Here is a 21,479-nt window from a genome sequence, read left to right as displayed (position 1 = left end):
CTGGTTATTTACAGTTTGATAAAGATCTTCTTCCTGTACAAAATGTAAGCGGGAATGAAATTGATGCAAACAAAGAGCAATGCGTATAACAAACTAGCCAGCTGCGGATTAAAACCCATGTTGATAAATGCATGGACAGCATGGCTATTGAGCGTTTGCCCATTGATTTTATACAAATAAAAAAACAGGGCGAAAATATCCGCGAGCACATAAATCGTAATCGCGTTCGCACCAAAAATGATTCCCGGCGACGTTCCCCTGGTTCTTCCTGAAATGTCAATCAAAAAGTAAAGAACGCCGAGGAGCATGGCGGCAAAGCCGGATGTTACCAATACAAACGAACTTGTCCACAAATTTTCGTTGGTAGGAAAGGTCAGGTTCCAGAAATAGCCTGCCGCGCACCCGAAAAAGCCGGTTGCCATCAGATAATTGGCCTTTTCATTGGGCGTCATGTTGCCCAGCAGTAATCTGCCTGCCAGCATGCCCGTAATGCCTGTCACGAAGGATGGAAATGTGCTTAATATCCCCTCCGGGTCCCAATTTCCCTGCCACATTTTGCCTGGCAAATATTGCTGATCCACCCATGCCGCCAGATTGTTGCCTGGTTCCAGCATGACTTTTTCCGTTCCCGGCGTCGGGATCAATGTCATGGCCAGCCAGTAAAAAACCAATATTCCAAAGCCGATCCAGGCTTGCTGTTTCCAGGTTGTGTTGAGGAACAAAATCGCGCAAAAGAGGAAAACGATGGCGATCCGGGGCAATGTGCCGGTGTACCGCAGGTCGGAAAAGTCGAAATGGGGAAGCATGTTCAAAAACATTCCTACCGCAAATATCTTCAATGAACGGAAGATGATTTTCTGATACAGCGGCATTTTAGGATCGCCGCGTTCGAGTCTTTTGGAGTAGGCAAATGCAATAGAGACGCCAACAATGAACAGGAAAACGGGTGCGATGAGGTCGGTGAATGTCAGCCCGTTCCATTTGGAATGTCGCAATGTAGGAAACACGTATTCTTCGCTGCCGGGAAAGTTGACCATGATCATGGCGGCAATGGTAAAGCCACGCATTGCGTCCAGGGAAAGCAGCCTTGTAAATGTTCCTGTTTCGTTTTTCATCCTTGCCCGTTTAGGGGATAAGTACGCGCTGGTGCGCCGGAAAGGCTATTGATGAAAGAAATACTAGTATATTTCCCCAACTTATCAGTAATATTATTGCTGTAAGTTTTGCGACCCGCATAATCACCTTTGAATTCTAAAATTTTTGCATTTCTGACCCTATGAAGAGAATATTCCTTTATCAGCTTGTAATCGTTTGTTTTTTTGTTTTGGCCGGCTGTTCGCGCAGTGGCGATGTCACCAAAGATCAGGCACAGAAAATCGGCATTTCATGGAAACTCATTTCCAATTTCATAGAACCAGCGCACAGTTTTGACGCAAAGTTCACCCTGAAAAATGGCAGCGATTTTACGCTGGACGGCAGCAATTGGGCGCTGTTTTTCAACATGTCGCCACGCCCGATCCAACGCAATAAAACGCCTCAACCGGCTATCATCGAACATTTGAATGGGGACTGGTACAAAATGGTGGCTGCCAAGGATTTTAAACTCGCGCCGGGAGACTCTATAACCATTAATTACACGGGAACGGAAGGCGTTATCAAGGAGACTGATGCGCCTATGGGCTTGTATTTTGTTTTTTATGACAAAGAGGGCAAAGAGAAAGAGATCGTGCAGGTTAAGGATTTCACAGTGGAGCCGTTTGTTGCTAAGGAGCAGATTATGAGGGGAAAAGATGACCTCGTGCCGCTTCCAACCGCTGAGCAGCGTTATAAAGACAATTTGAAATTTACCAAGCTGGGCGCAGCGCAATTATTGAAAATTATTCCAAGCCCGGTGAAAATGAGCGCTGGCACTGAGACATTTACATTGGATAATAAGGCTAATGTTTTTTATCAGAAAGGCCTTGAAAAAGAAGCAAAATATCTAATTGAAAAACTAAAAGCCGTTACCGGAACAGATTTTCCGATCCGTGAAGGGCTGCCAACCACCACCACGCCGGAGGCGCCATCTATTGTTTTAAATACGGGAAACCTTTCCGTAAATGGCATTGCCAAGGAAGCGTATAAGCTGGGCGTTAATGCAAGCGGCGTGAACATTACGGGCAGCGATCCGGCGGGTGTTTTCTACGGAATTCAAAGCTTTTTGCAGCTTGTGCCCACAGAATCTTATCAAAAACTAGCCGCATCCATTATGCTAGGGCATGTGCAGGTTGAAGATGCACCCCGTTTTCATTTCAGAAGCATGCATTTGGACGTTGGCCGGAACTTCCAGACGAAAGAAACGATCAAGCGTGTTTTGGATCTGCTTGCATCTTATAAGGTCAATCACTTTTTGTTTTATACCACTGAGGATGAAGGCTGGCGTGTAGAAATTGACGGGTTACCCGAGCTGACGGAAATTGGCGCGCACCGTGCGCACACGTCGGGGATCAATGTTTCGGCGCTGCATCCTGCTTACGGATCAGGGCCGGTGGCAAATGATGAAGGGAAGTTTGGAAGCGGTTATTACACCCGCGCCGATTTTATTGAAATACTGAAATATGCCAATGACAGGCACATTAAGGTGATCCCGGAAGTGAATTTCCCTGGTCACGCACTAGCGGCCATTAAATCCATGGAAGCGCGTTACGATCGTTTGATGAAAGAAGGCAAGGAAAAAGAAGCCAATGAATATCGCCTGATCGACCCGGATGACAAGTCGGTTTACCTTTCGGCTCAGGCTTATAAGAACAATACGGTGAGCGTTGCGCGGGAATCCACTTATCACTTTTTTGAAAAAGTCGTGGATGAATTTGCCAAAATGTACAAAGAGGCGGGTCTGACGATGGATACATTTCACACGGGCGGTGATGAGGTTGCGGAAGGTGCGTGGACCAAATCGCCAATGGCTATAAAATTGAAAAACGAGAATCCGGATATCAAAGAATTCCGTGACTTGCAGACTTACTTTTTCAGGAAATTGTTGCCAAGGCTGGAAAAACGTACTCTGAAAGTGCATGGCTGGGAGGAAGTTGCATTAACCAAGACAAATGCAGGAATCTATAATGCCAACCCGGAATTTGTGGGCCATCCGGTGGTTCCTTATGTTTGGAACAATGTGTATGATGTAGATTTAGGCAATCGCCTCGCTAATGCAGGTTATCAGGTTGTGCTTTGTAATGTGACTAACTTCTATTTTGACATGTCCTATAACAATGACCCAAAAGAGCCGGGCTTGTATTGGGGCGGATTTGTGGACACACGTGATAACTGGGCATTTGCACCATTCAATATGTTCCGCACAACGGAGGAAACTGCATTTGGCAAACCAATGAAAGAAGAGTTTGTCGGCAAGCAACAGTTGAAGCCAGAGGCGAGAAAAAATGTGATCGGAATAGAAGCGCAGCTTTGGTGTGAGACGGTGAAGGGCCGCGATATGATGGAATATTCTATTTTGCCCAAATTAATGGGTTTTGCGGAAAGCGCGTGGGCTGCCGAGCGTAAGTGGGAGAATGTGGCGGACGATGCTGCCAGGAAGAAAATGATCAATGAGGGCTGGAATGTGTTTGCAAACAGCATTGCACAGCGACATATGCCCCGAATGAGCTTCGCAAATGGCGGTTATAATTACAGGCTTCCTATGCCCGGCGCTGTGGTGGAAGGCGGCATGCTGAAGGCCAATGTTGAGCTTCCCGGACTTGCTATACATTACACAACGGATGGTTCAGAGCCTACGGCCAAATCGCCTGTGTACGAAGCGCCCGTGAAAGCGGCCGGAACAATCAAGCTAAAAAGCTTTGATATGGCTGGCAAAGCAAGCCGCACGAGCGTTGTTACAGCACAGTAAGCTGTAAAGAGTAGTTTAATGTAAGCCCTGACCCTCATGCAAAGGAATATTTTTATTGTTGTTCTGATCCTGCTGATATTCTTTGTCATTTCATTTTTGACCAATATCCTGGGGCCGATTATTCCGGATATTGTAAAGAGTTTCAGCCTGAGCATTGGGCTGGCAGGGTTTCTTCCCTTTGCATTTTTCGTGGCTTATGGCGTAATGTCTATTCCCGCAGGCCTTATGGTTGAGAAATATGGAGAAAAGCCGGTGTTACTGCTGGCTTTTTTTCTTGCATTTATAGGGGCGCTGCTTTTTGCCATTATTCCAAGTTTTGCCATTGCATTATCGTCCCTTTTCCTAATCGGGATTGGTATGGCGATGCTGCAAGTTGTTATTAATCCACTGCTCCGGGTTGCGGGTGGCGAGGAGAAATTCGCCTTTTTCTCTGTGCTGGCGCAGCTTTTCTTCGGTGGCGCTTCATTTCTGAGCCCGATGCTTTACAGTTATCTGGTGCTCAATGTCCATTCCGGCAGCTCGGGTTTTTTGATTAACACATTAAATAACCTCGTTCCTGAAAACCTGAAATGGGTTTCACTTTACTGGGTCTTTGCAGTAATAGCATTACTGATGGTCGTGGTAATTGCGTTGGTGAAATTTCCAAAAGTGGAATTACTGGAAGATGAGCGCATGGATGTGGGGCATTCGTTTAAAGAACTTGTTGCTAATAAATCAGTCTGGTTGTTCTTTCTTGGCATTTTCGCTTACGTGGGCGCGGAGCAGGGCATAGCCAATTGGATCTCGCAATTCTTGCAAACTTATCACAATGTTGATCCCGCCACGGACGGCGCTAGCGTTATCTCCTATTTCTGGGGCTTGCTTACGATCGGGTGCTTTCTTGGATTGATATTATTAAAAATATTTGATAGCCGTAAGGTGTTAATTTTCTTTACTTGCGGAGCGATTTTGGCATTGGCCTTTGCATTATTTGGCTCAAAAACGGTTGCTATGAGCGCATTTCCGATCACCGGCTTTTTTGCTTCGGTCATGTATTCAGTGATTTTTTCCCTTGCATTGAATTCTGTTCCCAGGCATCACGGGACATTTTCCGGCATTTTGTGCGCCGGGATTGCGGGTGGGGCAGTTGTACCTTTGATCGTCGGCGGGCTGGGGGAATTGTTTGGTTTACAAATGGCGATGTTATTCCTTTTCGTGCCGCTGGCTTACATTTTCAGCATTGGCATTTGGGCCAGGCCGCTGGTCAATAATGATACAATTACGAGCATTAAGGACATTTTTTGACCTGCTGAATGTATAAAATCATCCTCCTACTCGACTTCGCCGAGGAATACAGCAAGAGCCTGATGAAGGGGATTAATGCCTATTCCAAAGAATTCGGGCCCTGGATTTTCTGCCGGATGCCGCTTTTTCACAGAGAAACGGTCGGGATTGATGGGATCCTGAAATGGGCGCTGGAATGGAAAGCCGATGGCATTGTTGGTCAGCTTTATAATAAGGACATTGAAAAAATCGTCCAGGCGGGTATACCCGTGATTGCACAGGATTTTAAAGAGCGGTTTACTGAAATTCCCAACATCACCGGCGGATATCAGGAAGCAGGGCAACTGGGAGCGGATTACTTTCTCAAAAAAGGCTTTACCAATTTCGCTTTTTATGGTTTCAATGACATTGTCTGGTCCAGAGAAAGGGCCGAGGGATATGAGGAAAGACTAATAAAGCGTGGGCACAAGGTTCATTATTTTGAACACAAGAAAGCGCGGTCTACTGAACTTTGGTATTACAAGCCCAGTTCGCTCAGCCGCTGGCTGAAATCGCTTCCGAAGCCTATCGGCCTTATGACTTGTGATGATAATCAGGGGCAACACATTACCGAAGTGTGCCGGCAACTAGGCATCCGTATTCCCGAAGAAGTGGCCGTTTTGGGGGTTGATAACGATGAAATGATCTGCGACTTATCCGATCCGCCGCTTTCAAGCATTGCGTTGGACGCTGAAAAGGGAGGTTATGACGCTGCCAAACTGCTTGATCACATGGTCAAGCACGGCACTTCGAATTACTATGATATTATAGTAAAGCCTGTCCAGGTCATTACAAGACATTCCACGGACATTTATGCGACTAATGATGATCATATCGCGTCTTCATTGAAATACATACACCAGAACATTGATAAAAACTTGCATGTGGACGAGGTTGTTAAGCAAGTGCCCTTGTCGCGCCGTGCCCTGGAAAAACGTTTTCTTGAAATAACAGGCTACCCGATTTACAAATACATTTTCAACCTCCGCATTGAAAAGTTTACCCAAAAACTGCTCGATACGGACATGTCGGTTTTTGAAATAGCGCTGGATATGGGGCTTACCGATAGCAAAAATATAGCCCGCCAATTCAGGCAGGCTAAGGGGTGTAGTCCAAGCGTTTACAGAAACAGATACGTTGCCGGAAAATAATTACCAGATCACGATCCTGGCCGAATCGGGCAAGATCATTTTACTTCCCGGCGTACATTTCCAAGCAGCTTCAAACTCCTTCAAATGCGGCATAGGGCCATTGATCCGGTCTTTTGCGGGTGAATGTGGATCCGTTTGCACCTGATTTCTTAATGCTTCATTGGTTGTGTTCATATGCCAAACCTGCGCCCAGCCCAGGAAGAAGCGTTGCTTCCAGTTAAACCCGTCGATATGAGCAGGCTCTGCTTTGCCTTTCAGGGATTTTTCCAACGCGTAGTAAGCAAGCGTTAGCCCTCCCAAGTCAGCCACATTTTCGCCAATGGTTAGTGCACCATTGATTTTGAAGCCCGGCAATGCTTCTATTTCGCTGAAATAATCGATGTATTTCTTAGTTAGCTTATCAAAGTTCGCCCGATCCGAAGCGGTCCACCAGTTTTTGAGGTTACCCTCGTCATCAAACTGTGATCCCTGATCGTCGAAACCGTGTGTAAATTCGTGCCCTATCACTGCTATAATGCCTCCGTAATTGATCGCATCGTCTGCGTCGCGGTTGTAGAATGGCGGTTGCAAAATACCGGCTGGGAATACGATCTCATTGTTTAGCGGATTGTAATAAGCGTTTACAGTCTGCGGGGTCATGAACCATTCCGCTTTATCCACTGGCTTGCCAATTTTGTCAACTTCTTCCTTATGCAAGTAAAGTGACGCAGCAACGACATTTTCAAACAATTTATCCTTCACGACATCAATGGATGAATAGTCTTTCCACTTGTCGGGATAACCGATTTTGTATGTAAATGCTTTAAGCTTTTTGTGCGCTTTTGCTTTCGTTGAATCACTCATCCAGGTAAGTTTGTCAATACGCTCGCCGTACACCGTACGCACGTTTTCGATCATATCGGAAACTTTCTTTTTATCTTCTTCAGGGAAATATTTTTTAGAGAATAATTTTCCCAAAGGCATTCCTAAAAGTCCGTCCGTTGAGCGGATAGCACGTTCCATCCGTGCTTTTTGCTGCTTGGTGCCACGCATGACTGTGCTGAAAAAGCGGAAGTTTTCCTGATCAAAGCTTTTCGGCAGAAAGCCGGCAAACCTTGAAAGTAATTGCCATTTCGCATAGAGCTTCAATGTTGCAATAGGCGTTGCTTTCAGCAATTTGTTTACATTTTGCAGGTAAGCCTTGTTTTCAATGACAATGCTGTCCGTTTTAATGTCTTGTTTGTCAGCAAATGCTTCCAGGTCAAAATCGGGAGCGAGTGATTGGAAACCCTTGAAAGACATCTTGTTATAAGTTTTAACCGGGTCGCGGAGTTCCACATTGGTCAATTGCAGTTTTGCCAGCTTAGTCTCAAAATCCAGGATTGTCTGCCCAGCCTTTTGATCCGGGAATGTTGCCAGCGAGAACATTTTATCAACATGTTTGACAAATTCTTCACGCACTTTTACTGTGCTGGAATCCGTGCGGTCGTAATAACTTCTTTCTCCGAGACTTAACCCACCCTGACCGCCGTAAAGCACATTCACTTTACTGTTTCTCAAATCAGCATCCACACTCATGCCCAAAACCGAAGGAACGCCTATTTTTTGCAGCTCCCCCGAAACCGAAGCCAGGTCTTTGAGCGATTGTATACCATTGATTTTGTCAAGATATTCCTTTAACGGCGCAATGGAGCGCTTTTCGATCGTAACTGTATCCAGATAGGATTGATAATAATCTGCAATTTGCTGCTCTTCGCTTCCCTTTTTCCGGTCTTCGACTTTGACAATTTCCTGGATAATCCCTTTGAGCCGAACCTCTTTATTTTCTTTATCAAGCACATTAAAAGCGCCCCAACGACTCTCTGTACCGGGAATCGGGTTGTTTTTTTTCCAGCCGCCATTGGCATAACTGTCAAAATCGTCACAAACCTTAATGGTTGAATCGAGCGAACTCGTGTCAAATCCGGGGACTTTTTCCCGTGCAGATTCCTGGTCGGCTTCTTTCTTGCAAGCTGACATGGCAAGCGACAAAGCCAGTGCAGAATAACATAGATTGGCTAATTTCATTTTGTTAATGTATTGAATGTTAATAAGTTAATTACGAAATTCCGCCCATCCATCCTTTGATAGGCTTCCAGAAAACAAGGAGGATAAGGCCAAAAATCGTCGTTATAATCGCCACCTGATTGAACAGGGCAGGCATTTGCATAATATTTTCTTCGTCAAATCCTCCCGCAAATATCCCGGCAATGAGGTTACCCAGTGATGCGCCTACGAACCAGATGCCCATCAATTGACTTACATAGCGTTTTGGGGCAAGTTTTGTATAAGAGCTTAATCCAACCGGGCTTACACACAATTCTCCGATCGTGTGCAGAAAATAAGTGAAAGTAAGGAATAGTGGGGAAGCCAGCTGACCCGTTACCGCAATGTTGGACGCCGCAACCATCACAAAAAAGCTCAGACCAAGCAAAATCAAACCAGCTGCGAATTTGACAGGAATCGAAGGATTGAGGTTTTTTGATGATAAATAGATCCATAAACTGGCCAGAACGGGTGCGAAAAGCAGCACGAAAGTGGGCTGGAAATTCTGGAACCAGCTGGATGGCACTTCCCATCCGCCAATAACGCGTTGGGTATGCCTTTCGGCAAAGATTTGCAATGATGTTCCCGCCTGCTCATAACCAGCCCAGAAAAGCGCAATGGCCAGAAACAGGATGATCAATACAACCACGCGATATTGTTCTACGCGTGTGAGGCCGCCAGCGAACAATATGAACAGGAAATAAGAAGCGGAGATAATGACAATAATGACTCCGGCGCCTTTTGCCAAGCCCTGGGCGGTGGTCATATCCAGCATGCCGGAAGATTGCAGGACAATCAGAAGGATTACGAGCGCTGCGATAAAAATATAACCAAGCTTTTTGTTTGCACCATTTTTGGCATCGGATTCGGCTGTTGCGATCTTGGCAGGCGGCACATCACCCATTCCTTTTAAATAACGAGCGCTCCCATAACGGAACACAAATAACCCGAGTAGCATGCCAACCGCGGCTGCACCAAAACCCATGTGCCAGCTAACGCGCTCTCCAAGATAACCTACAATGGCAATCCCTAGAAAAGAACCCAGGTTAATGCCCATGTAAAAGATGGAGAATGCTGCATCGCGCCGCGCACCTCCTTCGGGATATAATTCACCGACAATTGAACTGATATTAGGCTTCAACAAGCCGGTTCCCACCGCAACTGTTGTGAGGCCTAAAAAAAACAATCCGCTGCCGCCTGGCACGGCAAGGATAATGTGGCCTAGCATAATGACAATTCCGCCATACCAAATCGCCTTTTTTTGTCCGAGAATGTTATCGGCGAGCCAGCCGCCAGGCAATGTCAGCAAATATACAGAGGCAGTGTAAAGTCCATAAATGGCCGCGGCCTCTGCCGCATTCATTGCCATTCCGCCTCTTACGGAATCGAGGAGGAAAAGCAAGAGGATTGCACGCATCCCATAGTAACTGAACCGCTCCCACATTTCAGCAAAAAATAGAACATATAGGCCCTTGGGATGCTTTTGGGATATCTGTGCAGACATAGAATAGAAGTGTTTTATTTGGTTTAGTGGGCTATTTATTGAAAATTTTATTGCACAAGATAGGAAATAACGATAAATATAAAATAAGCCTGTAAAAGAAAACGGCAACCAGCTACATTCAGCCGGTTACCGCTATCATCACAACGTTTCTGATCATTGTAAGCCTTACTTTACTGAAAATGAGCCCTCTCCAATCGAGAAGCCTTCCGAGTAAAGTTCAATAGTGTATTTGCCTGGGGCGAACGAGGCATCCTTGTCATAAAGGATGCTCACATCCTGATTATTGTTGGTGTAAGCAATGTCTTTGCTAATCGTATATCCTTGTTCCTGACCATTATAGTCGAACACGCCTGACCCGGTTTTTGTATCGGAAATGGTTGCTCCGGTGGGGTCAATGATGCGCAGGTAAACGGTTTTGTTATCGGCTAATGTTAATGGATTTTTTTCGAGAATAAAATCAACCCGAACCTTATCTACGCGTTTCGCTTTTACATTTTCGCCTTCTCTCACTTTGCCTTTGGAAGAAACGGCGTACACCTTAACGCTGCGTGCCCGCAAGGCTGCTGCCATTGTCACTTTGGATTCCAGTTCCGTGTTTTTCGTGATAACGCCGGTTAGCGAGTCACTAATTGCCTGTTTCGTGGTTTCCAGTGTTGTTTTTTCCTGGACTAGTGTTTCATTCTGACTGATCAGCTGCTGGTTTTCTTCTCTAAGCTGGGCAATCTCTTCGTCTTTTTTGGTAAGGAAGGCTTCGTATTCCTTCACTTTTTTACCCATGGTCATATTGCCTTTACGCAATGCGATACGGTCGTTTTCCAATGCAGCCTTCACCTTTTGAAGTTCCTCAATGTCGCCACCTAGCCCCTGCACTTCCTGAATTCTTGCATCAAGTTGTTTGGCGATTGAATCCAGCTTAATTTCTGCCGAAGCCAGTTCATTGACACGGGCTTGCAAATTGGTTTCCTGCTTACTGGTAACAATGCGTTCATTGTAATAAAGATAACCGAATACCGCAGCGAGGATTGTCATAAGGACCAAGCCGACCAATAGACCGGTGTTATTTTTCCTTTCCATAGAAATTTGTTTAGGTTAAATAATAATATTACTGGATACAAACAAAAAACTATGCCAATACTATACGTTAACTGCTTAGTACACAATGTAAAACAAAAGGCCTGATGCGACGGTTATGTGCATCAGGCCTTTTGTTAATGTATATTCTTGTTAAATAATTGACTGTCAAGAAGATTAGTAATCCCCGCCAGCTCCTCCGCCTCCGAAACTTCCACCGCCGAAGCCTCCAAAACCGCCGCCACCACCGCCACCGCCCCAGTTTCCCGAAAAGCTTCCTCCCCCGGAATGGGTAGTATATGGCCAAATGACTGGTCCGCCAAAACCGCCGAATCCGCCGCGCCCGCCACCATTATTGCGATTTCGGAATACAAAAATCATAATCACAATGAATATAATAATGACAATCAGAAGGGGCGGAAACGATCCGTCGTCATTGCCTTCGTTGGGATCGGCTTTGTATTCACCTGTGGCGTACTTAAAAATCATGTCCACACCCTGATCCAGGCCTTGATAAAACTGGCCGTTTTTGAACTGGGGAGTGATCACTTGCGAGATAATCCTCTTGGCAATAGCATCCGGTATAGCTCCTTCAAGGCCATAGCCCGTGCTGATATACACTTTCCGATCCGTTGGAGCCCAAAGCAAAACGATTCCATTGTCTTTGTCCTTTTGCCCGACACCCCACTCCCGGCCAATTTTTAGTGCATAGTCGGCAATCGGGTAATCGCCGGTTGTGGGCACAATTACAACGACAATCTGCGAAGAAGTGGAGTCGTTATAGGCAACCAGTTTCTGTTCCAATTGCGCTATTTCACTAGCATTGAGCTGATTAGCAAAGTCATTGACCAGCTTGGGAGGATCTGGTTTTTTTGGAATGTCCTGAGCAGTCACATTCAGGAATGTGAGACAAATCAGGCAAAAGAGAATGAGGGCTTTTTTCATAAATCAGTGCCCGAACGAAATATCGTCCGGTAGTTCGTTGATGTCGCCAGACCGGAAGGGGAAATGCTTTTTCAATTGAAAACCGGCTTCTGCGATTCCTTTTGCAAGCCCTTCCGAAAACTGCCCATTTGAAAAATATTGCCGGAGAAGATCTTTTGTACTGTTCCAAAAATCGGCGGTAACCTTCGCATCAATTCCCTTATCACCCAAAACAGCGAACTTACGGTCTTCATATGCCAGATAAAAAAGCACACCGTTTTGCTCAGCCGTTTTATCGAGATTCAGAAAAAGAAAGACTTCCTTGGCCCGATCCATCACATCCGGATTAGGACATTTCTTTTCGATATGCACTTTTACTTCGCCGGAAGTTTGTTTCTCAGCATGCTGAATTGCTTCAATGATTAGCTGCTGCTCCTTTTCAGAAAAAAAGAGAGGATCTGTGGCCATAATGATCTGGTTTTAGTACCTGAGAACCAATGTGCGTTTTTAGAACTGCACCGTTGGGGCCTTGTCCGAACCAGCTGCCGCTGTGAAATAACCTTTTTGAGAGAAGCCAAAGACACCTGCAAAAAGATTGTTTGGGAATGTACGCACTTCTTGGTTGTAGTCTTTCACGACTGTATTAAAATCGTTTCTGGCAACCGTAATGCGGTTTTCAGTGCCTTCCAGCTGCGCTTGTAGTTCAAGGAAGTTTTGGTTGGCCTTTAACTGCGGATATTGCTCCACTGTAACGAGTAATCGGGAAAGGGCGCCGCTCAATTGGTCCTGTGCTCCCTGAAACTTTGCAATGTTCTCTGGTGTAAGATCGCCTGCATTAATAGTGGTTTGCGTTGCTTTTGCACGTGCTTCGATCACCGCTGTTAATGTTCCTTTTTCAAAATCCGCAGCGCCTTTAACTGTGCTTACAAGATTAGGAATAAGGTCTGCGCGGCGTTGATACTGACTTTCGACCTTAGCCCAAGATTCTTTTACGACCTCGTCTTTGCTAACCAGGCCATTATATTTACCGCAGCCTACGAATCCAAGAATAAGAATTACGACGATAACTGCAATGAGTCCTTTTGACATTTTAATATTCAGTTTAGAGTTAATGAATCTGTTTCAAAGTTGCCCAAAGCTAGCAAAATCCTGAACAAAAACTACATGACCGGCTGGGAGCGCATATATGCACGGTTATTACCGGATAATAGGTTTTTTACTAAAACAAAGGCTATTCCACTTCCCCAACGCCCGCAATGTTGTTCCATCTACCCCAGTTTACAGATACTTCATAGTCCATTAAGTGGCTTTCGAAATACATGGCACCCCAGGTCCAGTTGATACCCAGCTTATTAACTAGAAAAGTGGCACAGGTTGTTCTTTCGGCTGATGTCAGGAAGCCGGTCGTCTTCAATTTGTTCATCAACTGGTTGACTACATTATCCTCCGTTTCGCCATTTGTCCATTTTTCATAAATGGCATTGTCATTTTGCCAGCGTTGAAGGAAATTATGCTTTACGCCGCTTGGTTTAAATAATCTTGGCCCGTATCGGAGCAATGTCCAGTGGAAATAGTCGCGGGAAAGCAAATTGTCAATTATCGCGGTATCATCCGCGCTGGCTTGCTCCTTTTTGACTTGATCATAAATATACTTTGCGGAAATGCAGCCAAGCGAAAGCCAATCGGATAAACGTGTATCTGTCAGCGGATCCGCCGTTTCATAGCTTTTGTTCTCCTTAATGTAGTCAGTCAGGTATTTTTCCAAAATTTGTAAAGCCACGGCTTCACCTCCAATGCTAACTTGCGAAGCATCTGCGTCTACTAATTCGTTCGGATCAATTCCGAGTTGGGCTAAAATGGGAATAGGGCCAGCTTTGTACTCAATGGGCAATGTAATCTGTTGCGGCTCGGGAAGCGGTTCCTTTATTTTTAATGCCGTTTTGATCAGGTTGTGAAAGGCGGGGAAATTGGCGGGAAGCTTTGCAATAGAAAACGGGAGCGCCGTTGCATGCATGAGCGTGTCCATCCAGAAAAGCTTCATATCAATGTTAACGAGCTTCAAGTTTTTGCTCAGAGACGATTCAATGCGCGTTTCTTCGGGTGCAATTTCTTTGCTCGTGTAAACAAACCCAGCATTATATTCCTCTGCAAGCTTGGCAATGATCTTTTCAGGGTCACCAATGCGTATCAAAAGATCTCCTCCCTTTTCCCTGAGCCGGTTTCGCAGATCCACCACCGACTGAATGAGGAATTGTCCCCTCATTGCACCTGTGCGACGGAAGCCAAGCTTTGTTTTGTCAAATTGTCTGGGATCGAAAACGTAAACGGGTATAATTTCACTTGCTGACGCCACAGCTGAAAAAAGTGCTTCGTTATCACGTAACCGCAGATCATTTCTAAACCAATAAATGATTCGCTGAGCCATTACTACAAACTAGATAATCTGAAAATTAATTATAAAAAACACAAACATACGAAAATTGGGCCCGGGCATAACAAAAGCAGCCCGATCCAAGACGTTGCAAGGATCGGGCTGCTTCTTAATTCTTGAAATATTAGTAACTCAAAATAGTAAATTCGGTTCTCCGGTTGCGCTGGTGCTCTTCTTCGGTTTTTGCATTTGGAATAATCAGCTCGCGCTCACCATATCCTTTGGCAACCATTCTGTCGGCGTCGATTCCTTTTGTATTGAGATAAGTAACGGCCGACTCTGCCCTGTTTTGAGATAATGTCATGTTATACGCATCCGTTGCACGCGCATCTGTATGCGAGCTCAACTCGATCTTCATGCTTGGGTTGTCTTTCAGGATCTGAACAAGTTTATCCAGTTCAATGGCCGCATCAGGTCGAATGTTGTATTTATTCAAATCGTAGTAAATGTTTTCGAGAACAAATGTTTTGTTCAATTCCAGCTTATCCAGCTTGATCGTCACATTGAATGTTGTATCGGTTAGTTCCTTGGTCAGGAAAATTGGAGGAATTGAGCGTCCATCCATCGAAAACGGCTCGCGTCTGCTGATATAGCCTTTTCGTTGAACCAAAAGACTATAAGATTTTCCTTCCTCAACAGGTTGCTTTCCGAATTTCCCTTCGGAATTGGAAGGCAACTGTGCAATTTCAACGTCCGATGTATCAGGCAAAATGCGCACAACTGCTGAATCGATGGGTGTTGTTGTTCCGTTGGCTATAACATTTCCTGCGAGGAAGTATCTTACCACTTTCGGCTTCCCATTAATGTATTTAGGGTTATTAGGATTCAATGGATCATTCGGATCATTGTTTTTCGCAATTGTGGTGCTGTCCGGTTCTTCCGGGCCTGCGAAATAATAGATGTCATCGTCTCCTTTGCCGCCTTCTCTGTTTGAAGAAAAGAAACCTTTGTTCAGATCCTGATAAAAAACAAGTCCAAAATCATCCTGCGGGCTATTAAAGGGCAAACCAAGGTTTTCAATGCTAATCACGCCTTGCGTACGCGTGGCTGAGAACAAATCCAGCTTTCCAAGACCAGGATGGCCGTCTGATGCAAAGTATAGTTTTCCGCCTTCGGCGACGTACGGGAACATATCATCTCCGGCTGTGTTAATGTCTTTGCCCATATTTACAGGCTTGCTAAACCGGCCCGAGGCGTCCATATTGGTTCTGTAAAGATCAATGCCGCCCGCGCCGCCCGCACGGTTGGAAGCGAAGTATAAGGTTTTGCCATCCCGGGAAAAAGCAGGAGAGCCGTCCCAGGCAATTGAATCATTAATCGGTAAAGGAGCCGGCACAGTCCATTGGCCGTTCACATTGCGGCTCAAATAGAGGTCCACGTCCAATGTTCCATTTTTCTTACCCGTATTACCACGTGCAAAAACCAATGTTTTGCCATCTGGCGAAAATGCGGGCGTTGCTTCATTGGCATCCGGCTCCAGAATCTCGTTACTTAACAAAACCGGCGTTCCCTGAGTCGCACCAGCATCCTCAGCAATATTTACTTTATAAAGGCCCAGCATTGCCTGGCCATTGTTTTTATAAATCTTTTCTTTTTTGGAAGAAGAAAAAACAAGCTCATTACCCAGAATCGTTGGCGAAAATTCAGAACCGGCTGTGTTAAGCGGAATCACTTTGGCCTCAACCTCCATTTTCGTTGTACGCAAGCGATCCGCAATTTTGAGAATCTCAACCTCGCGCAAGGCTCTGTCTTGTAAACCTTGTACACCGGCCGTATCCTTGGCATAGGAAGCAAACTGTGCGGACGCTTCGTCATATTGGCCAGCCGTTTTCAACGCATAAGCATACTGAAACTTAGCATCGGGCTTATTGATTCCTGCGTCAATGGCCTTTTTGTAAAAAGGAATAGCTTCTTTAAAACGGTTGGAAAGGCGATAGGATTCAGCAATCAGATAATCAGTTTGAACGGGCTCAATATTCGCAGCCGCAGCTTTCTCAAACGCTTTTATAGCCAGATCGTATTCCCCGTTTTCAAATTTCTTTTGCCCGTCTTTGTAGGCCTGCATTGCTGAGTTACAGCCGGATAGATATGCACATATAGTAACAAGACTAAATATGAGGGTAAAATAACTCCGGAAAAGTTTCATAATGTAAAGTATAAAATCAAATGATTTGACGCGCACACTGGGTTTTTGAAAGACAATACTAATAAACAACGTTTGGAAATAAAATTACGGATACGAGAGGGCAAGATTTTTATTTAGAATGTTTTGGGCTAAAATGAGGCCTGTTAGTCGTTTGTGCGGATGCGTTGAGCAATATAAGCATCTTAATAATGCGTTTGAGAACTAATGCAGTTTTTTGTTTAACGGGTTTTTATAAAAAAAGATAGTAACGTTTTGTAAATCAATGTCAGACTGTTACTTTTGCAGTCCGATTTTTCGGGAAAACTGTTTATAAAACAATAGACTGGTGCATTAACCAGATCAAAATCAATTTGTTAAATGCCAACTATTTCACAATTAGTCCGTAAAGGTAGAGAGACCATTACATGGAAATCAAAGTCACCGGCTTTGGATTCTTGCCCTCAGCGTAGGGGTGTGTGCACCAGGGTGTACACGACAACGCCTAAAAAACCGAACTCAGCGCTTCGTAAAGTGGCCCGTGTTCGTCTTTCAAACAACAAAGAAGTGAATGCCTACATCCCAGGTGAAGGCCACAACTTGCAGGAGCACTCGATCGTTTTGATCCGCGGTGGTCGTGTTAAAGATTTACCAGGTGTGCGTTACCACATTATCCGTGGTGCATTGGATACAGCTGGTGTGAACGGACGTAAACAACGTCGTTCGAAATATGGTGCTAAGCGTCCAAAACCAGGACAGGTTGCAGCAGCGCCAGCAAAAGGTAAGAAAAAATAAAAAAGTAACTCTCTCTGCTTTTATTAAGTAATTAATCTGATAAAAGGGAAGTAATCCAAGCTACTGGCCTGGGTGAATAAGTTGCAAAACGAAACCTCGTGTAAAATTTTAAGTTAAAATGAGAAAGTCAAAACCAAAGAAAAGATATATCCTTCCTGATCCAAAGTTCAGGGACGTTCAGGTTACAAAGTTTGTTAACAACCTGATGTACGAAGGAAAGAAAAGCATTGCATTTACTATTTTTTATGACGCATTGGAGCTTGTTGAGAAAAAAACCAGCGAAAGTGGTCTTGAAACTTGGAGAAAGGCATTGAACAATGTAACTCCATCTGTGGAAGTAAAAAGCCGTCGTGTGGGTGGTGCTACATTCCAGGTTCCAACGGAAGTTCGTCCTGAGCGTAAGCAGTCTCTTGGCATGAAATGGTTGATCAACTATTCACGTAAGCGCGGAGAAAAAACAATGGTTGACCGTCTTGCTGGCGAGATCATTGCTGCTGCAAAAGGTGAAGGAGCTGCTGTTAAGAAGAAAGATGATACGCACCGTATGGCAGATGCTAACAAAGCGTTCTCGCATTTTAGATTCTAGGAGTTTAAAGTTACTAAGTGTCAAGCCGGATGCTGCGTTAGCAGTGTCCGGCTTTTCGTTTGTAACTGAACGTAGATTTCTGTTTGCTAATGATTGGTAAATTGGATAATTTTCAATCATTTATGTAGCTACTCTCCAACAAACCTGTCATCTGCTATCATGCGAAAGATCTATCTTTTTCTATTATTTCTGCCCACCCTATTTTTGGCCTGTAAAAAGGATGGGAAGGAAGAGGAGCCTAAGCCAGAAGAAGTTCTGACTAATACATCACTGGTTAAAGTTGAAGCCGGCTTCGAAAAGGCCTTAATCAGGCTTGGTATTGACAAATCAGGGAAGCAAGATGGCCTTATTCTTTACCAGGACGTAAAAGATATTGATAGCCTATACATCAGAGGGCAGGTTAGGGATGAAATACAGGGACTTGGCGGGATCGAATACTTTACTAATCTAAGGTCCTTGACGACTTTGTTTTCAAAACCAGATTCTCTGGATTTGAGCAAAAATACTAAACTAGAATATTTACATATTCAAACAGGAATGGAGGTCGGAGGAGAGCGTAATGCTATGAGATACTTAAATGTCCTGAACTGTAAAGAACTGAAATACTTAAGGTGCTCGAACAATCTCATTGCTACCCTTGACCTAAGCCAGAACACGCAGTTAAGGGAATTGCATTGTCACGAGAATTTTAACCTTAAAGCGCTTGATCTATCGAAAAATACGGAATTGCTGGTACTTTCTACTTTGATGGGAGATGAATTCAAGGAGATGGATCTTAAAAATAATTTGAAGCTCCGAAAGCTTTTGTGGCAGTCAAGAGGCGTGGGAAAGTTGGACATTAGCAACCTTGATGATCTGACTTACTTATACCTCGGGGTGGGGGATGCGAGCTTCAACTTGGGGGATAAGCCGAAGTTGGACACGCTCATTTTAACTTACACAAAATTAAATTCTCTTGATTTTACAAAAACACCTAATCTTGTGTCACTTGAATTAGGCGAAGGCTTAGAATCTGTTGACCTAAGTGCATTGAAAGGTTTAAAAAAACTATCCTGTTTTAATTCGGGATTTTCCGAGTTAAATCTGAGCAGCAATATTTTACTAACAGAGTTTTTCGGTAATGGGCTGAAACAGCTAACGAAGCTTGACCTCAGTTCTTGTAAAGATCTTAAAAAGCTAACTGTGTTTGATTCTCCAAAGCTAGCAAGTATTTGTTTGGCACGGCTCCCGGAGCCTTCGGATTCAAGTTGGCAGAAACCTGAACATACGAAATTTGAGGTCTGTAAATGATTTATTACTAGGAACTCCATACGTCATGGGAGCAAATTTCCTGTTTACCAGATATTTCTTTAAAAATTAACCTCCTCACAATTGTTTTTATCATCAGCAATTGATACTTTTGCGCTCTGAATTTTTGGAAGTTGTGCGTTTTTACCACGGTCTTCAAGTTCAAATTGCTTCTGATTGAATTGCACATCGAATATAATATAACACATTACCATTTGTCATGGCACGTGATCTTAGATTAACAAGAAACATTGGTATTGCCGCGCACATTGATGCAGGTAAGACAACCACAACGGAGCGTATCCTTTACTACGCAGGTGTAAGCCACAAAATTGGAGAAGTGCATGATGGTGCTGCTACAATGGACTGGATGGAGCAGGAGCAGGAGCGTGGGATTACCATTACATCTGCTGCAACAACAGTTGATTGGAATTACCGTGGTGAAAAGTATCACATTAACATTATCGATACACCTGGACACGTTGACTTTACAGTTGAAGTAAATCGTTCTCTTCGTGTATTGGATGGTCTTGTATTCCTTTTTAGTGCAGTTGACGGTGTTGAGCCTCAGTCTGAAACAAACTGGCGTCTGGCTAACAATTATAATGTAGCCCGTATCGGTTTCGTTAATAAAATGGACCGTTCTGGTGCAGACTTCTTGAAAGTCTGTACGCAGGTTAAAGAAATGCTTGGAAGCTACGCTGTTCCTCTTCAATTGCCAATCGGTGCTGAAGATACATTTAGAGGTGTAGTTGACTTGGTTAACTTCCGTGGTATTGAATGGAATGAAGAAGATAAAGGAATGACTTTCAGAGAAGTTCCTATTCCTGATGATATGCTTGAAGAAGCAACTGAATGGAGAGAAAAATTGCTTGAAGCTGTTGCCGAATTCGACGACACTTTAATGGAAAAATATTTTGAAGATCCAGCTTCTATTTCAGAAGACGAAATTCTTGCAGCTTTGCGTGCAGCAACGATCAGCATGAAAATCGTTCCTATGGTTTGCGGTTCTTCATTCAAAAATAAAGGTGTTCAAACGATGCTTGATTACGTGATGGCTATTTTGCCTTCACCTCAGGATCGGGAAAGCATCATCGGAACTGATCCACGTACAGGAAACGAAATTTCTCGTCAACCAACGGATTCAGATCCTTTCTGCGCATTAGCATTCAAAATCGCAACAGACCCTTATGTAGGACGTCTTTGCTTTATCCGTTCTTACTCAGGATATCTTGATTCAGGTTCTTACGTTTTGAACAACCGTTCAGGAAATAAAGAACGTATTTCTCGTATTTTCCAAATGCATGCTAACAAGCAAAATCAAATTGATCGTCTTGAAGCAGGTGACATTGGAGCTGTTGTAGGATTTAAAGATATTAAAACAGGTGATACATTATCTGACGAAAAGAACCCAATCGTTCTTGAATCAATGGTATTCCCTGAGCCAGTAATTGGTTATGCAATCGAGCCTAAGAAAGCTGCGGATAGCGATAACTTCTCGAAGGCGATCACAAAATTGATCGAAGAAGATCCTACGTTACAAGTTGAAAGTAACGAAGAAACTGGTCAGACGATTATTAAAGGAATGGGTGAACTTCACCTTGAAATCATCATCGACCGTATGCGTCGTGAGTTCAAAGTGGAAGTAAATCAAGGAGCTCCTCAGGTTGCTTATAAAGAGATTCTTACGAAGAATTTTGAGCACCGTGAAGTTTACAAGAAACAAACAGGTGGTCGTGGTAAATTTGCCGATATCGTATTTGAAATCGGACCACGTGATGATAACGAAGAAGGAAAAGAGCCAAAAACAGGTTTGCAGTTTGTAAACCAAATTGTTGGTGGTACTATTCCTCGTGAATTTATCGCTCCGATCCAAAAAGGTTTTGAAGCGTCTATGTCAAATGGTGCGCTTGCAGGATATCCACTAGATTCCATGAAAGTGCGTATTTTCCACGGATCTTTCCACGATGTCGATTCAGATGCACTATCATTTGAACTTGCAGCTAAAATTGGTTTCAAAGAAGCTGCACGTCACGCAGGTTCAAAATTAATGGAGCCAATTATGCATGTTGAAGTGCTTACACCTGATGAATACACAGGACCAATTACGGGTGACCTTAATCGTCGTCGTGGTGTAATGAGAGGAATGGATTCACGTAATGGTGCTCAGGTTATCAAATGTGATGTGCCTCTTTCTGAATTGTTCGGCTATGTAACGGATCTTCGTACAATGTCATCTGGTCGCGCTACTGCTTCTCTGACATTCGCTTACTACGAGATTGTTCCTAACAACATCGCAGAGACTGTAATTGAAAAAGCAAAAGGTTTAGTTAAAGCATAAATGAGATGATCCGCTATC

16 protein-coding genes are annotated in these 21,479 nt (G+C 44.1%); 7 read left to right on the top strand and 9 right to left on the bottom strand.

What is annotated here, in order from left to right; genetic code table 11:
- Positions 1-8: 8 nt before the first annotated feature.
- Positions 9-1,115: an acyltransferase family protein gene (locus tag NFI81_RS16695; RefSeq protein ID WP_234611337.1), complete on the bottom strand. Its 1,107-nt coding sequence runs from the start codon at positions 1,113-1,115 to the stop codon at positions 9-11.
- Between the two features lie 161 nt (positions 1,116-1,276).
- Here NFI81_RS16695 and NFI81_RS16690 point away from each other — a divergent pair, with 161 nt between their 5' ends.
- From NFI81_RS16690 to NFI81_RS16680, 3 genes are read left to right on the top strand one after another with little or no spacing between them, the layout of a single operon-like run.
- Positions 1,277-3,883 (top strand): family 20 glycosylhydrolase, encoded by a 2,607-nt coding sequence (locus tag NFI81_RS16690; RefSeq protein WP_234611338.1) that lies wholly within the window; start codon positions 1,277-1,279, stop codon positions 3,881-3,883.
- Between the two features lie 36 nt (positions 3,884-3,919).
- Positions 3,920-5,167, top strand: coding sequence for a sugar MFS transporter (locus tag NFI81_RS16685; RefSeq protein ID WP_234611339.1), 1,248 nt, complete (start codon positions 3,920-3,922; stop codon positions 5,165-5,167).
- Between the two features lie 8 nt (positions 5,168-5,175).
- Entirely contained in the window at positions 5,176-6,336 is a 1,161-nt protein-coding gene (locus tag NFI81_RS16680; protein ID WP_234611340.1) for an AraC family transcriptional regulator, read from the top strand.
- Here the strand turns inward: NFI81_RS16680 and NFI81_RS16675 are convergent, their stop codons facing one another.
- The 8 genes from NFI81_RS16675 to NFI81_RS16640 all read right to left on the bottom strand — a co-directional run bounded on the left by NFI81_RS16675 (position 6,337) and on the right by NFI81_RS16640 (position 16,476).
- On the bottom strand, positions 6,337-8,382 hold the full coding sequence (locus tag NFI81_RS16675) for a M13 family metallopeptidase (RefSeq protein ID WP_234611341.1): 2,046 nt from the start codon (positions 8,380-8,382) through the stop codon (positions 6,337-6,339).
- A 31-nt stretch (positions 8,383-8,413) separates the two neighbouring features.
- On the bottom strand, positions 8,414-9,904 hold the full coding sequence (locus NFI81_RS16670; protein ID WP_234611342.1) for a peptide MFS transporter: 1,491 nt from the start codon (positions 9,902-9,904) through the stop codon (positions 8,414-8,416).
- Positions 9,905-10,069: 165 nt separating this feature from the next.
- Positions 10,070-10,978: a DUF8428 domain-containing protein gene (locus tag NFI81_RS16665; protein WP_234611343.1), complete on the bottom strand. Its 909-nt coding sequence runs from the start codon at positions 10,976-10,978 to the stop codon at positions 10,070-10,072.
- 174 nt (positions 10,979-11,152) lie between these two features.
- On the bottom strand, positions 11,153-11,920 hold the full coding sequence (locus tag NFI81_RS16660) for a TPM domain-containing protein (protein ID WP_234611344.1): 768 nt from the start codon (positions 11,918-11,920) through the stop codon (positions 11,153-11,155).
- Positions 11,921-11,923: 3 nt separating this feature from the next.
- The gene (locus NFI81_RS16655) at positions 11,924-12,367 is read right to left on the bottom strand and encodes a TPM domain-containing protein (protein ID WP_234611345.1); all 444 of its coding nucleotides are present in this window, start codon (positions 12,365-12,367) and stop codon (positions 11,924-11,926) included.
- Positions 12,368-12,406: 39 nt separating this feature from the next.
- On the bottom strand, positions 12,407-12,988 hold the full coding sequence (locus NFI81_RS16650; RefSeq protein ID WP_234611346.1) for a LemA family protein: 582 nt from the start codon (positions 12,986-12,988) through the stop codon (positions 12,407-12,409).
- Positions 12,989-13,130: 142 nt separating this feature from the next.
- Positions 13,131-14,324: a DASH family cryptochrome gene (locus NFI81_RS16645; RefSeq protein WP_234611347.1), complete on the bottom strand. Its 1,194-nt coding sequence runs from the start codon at positions 14,322-14,324 to the stop codon at positions 13,131-13,133.
- 130 nt (positions 14,325-14,454) lie between these two features.
- The gene (locus NFI81_RS16640; protein WP_510185912.1) at positions 14,455-16,476 is read right to left on the bottom strand and encodes a CHU_0125 family OmpA-like outer membrane integrity protein; all 2,022 of its coding nucleotides are present in this window, start codon (positions 16,474-16,476) and stop codon (positions 14,455-14,457) included.
- Between the two features lie 357 nt (positions 16,477-16,833).
- Here NFI81_RS16640 and rpsL point away from each other — a divergent pair, with 357 nt between their 5' ends.
- The 4 genes from rpsL to fusA all read left to right on the top strand — a co-directional run bounded on the left by rpsL (position 16,834) and on the right by fusA (position 21,461).
- On the top strand, positions 16,834-17,247 hold the full coding sequence (gene rpsL, locus NFI81_RS16635; protein WP_234611349.1) for a 30S ribosomal protein S12: 414 nt from the start codon (positions 16,834-16,836) through the stop codon (positions 17,245-17,247).
- Positions 17,248-17,365: 118 nt separating this feature from the next.
- The gene (gene rpsG / locus NFI81_RS16630) at positions 17,366-17,833 is read left to right on the top strand and encodes a 30S ribosomal protein S7 (RefSeq protein ID WP_234607839.1); all 468 of its coding nucleotides are present in this window, start codon (positions 17,366-17,368) and stop codon (positions 17,831-17,833) included.
- 159 nt (positions 17,834-17,992) lie between these two features.
- Positions 17,993-19,123 (top strand): leucine-rich repeat domain-containing protein, encoded by a 1,131-nt coding sequence (locus NFI81_RS16625; protein WP_234611350.1) that lies wholly within the window; start codon positions 17,993-17,995, stop codon positions 19,121-19,123.
- 217 nt (positions 19,124-19,340) lie between these two features.
- Positions 19,341-21,461, top strand: coding sequence for an elongation factor G (fusA, locus tag NFI81_RS16620; protein WP_233854309.1), 2,121 nt, complete (start codon positions 19,341-19,343; stop codon positions 21,459-21,461).
- Positions 21,462-21,479 lie beyond the last annotated feature (18 nt).

The sequence above is a fragment of the Dyadobacter fanqingshengii genome, from assembly GCF_023822005.2.
Lineage (GTDB): Bacteria > Bacteroidota > Bacteroidia > Cytophagales > Spirosomataceae > Dyadobacter > Dyadobacter fanqingshengii.
Note: the sequence above shows the minus strand (reverse complement) of the source record. Positions and strands in the feature narration are given on the sequence as shown.